Annotated in this window: 1 pseudogene; it reads left to right on the forward strand. The window is 70.3% G+C overall.

What is annotated here, in order from left to right:
- A pseudogene (locus DBR20_RS22710) lies at positions 1-256 on the forward strand (pyridoxal phosphate-dependent aminotransferase); the annotation flags it as partial.

Genomic DNA, 256 nt, shown 5'->3' on the forward strand with positions numbered 1-256 from the left:
GCGAGGCCAGCGAGCATCTGTCGCTGGTCGCCCCCGCCGGTGCGCTGTACGCGTTCCCGGCCGTGGTCGGTGCCGCCGCCAAGGGCTTCGACGACCACAATTTCGCGCTGGACCTGATGAACAACGACGGCGTGCTGGTGGTGCCGGGCTCGAGCTTCAACGTGCCTTACCGCCACCACTTCCGCGTGACCCTGCTGCCGGAGGCGTCGGTGATGCGCGACGTGTTCGCCCGTATCGACCGCGCCCTCGCCCGCCG

The sequence above is a fragment of the Stenotrophomonas sp. HMWF023 genome (assembly GCF_003060985.1).
Classification (GTDB): Bacteria; Pseudomonadota; Gammaproteobacteria; order Xanthomonadales; family Xanthomonadaceae; genus Stenotrophomonas; species Stenotrophomonas lactitubi.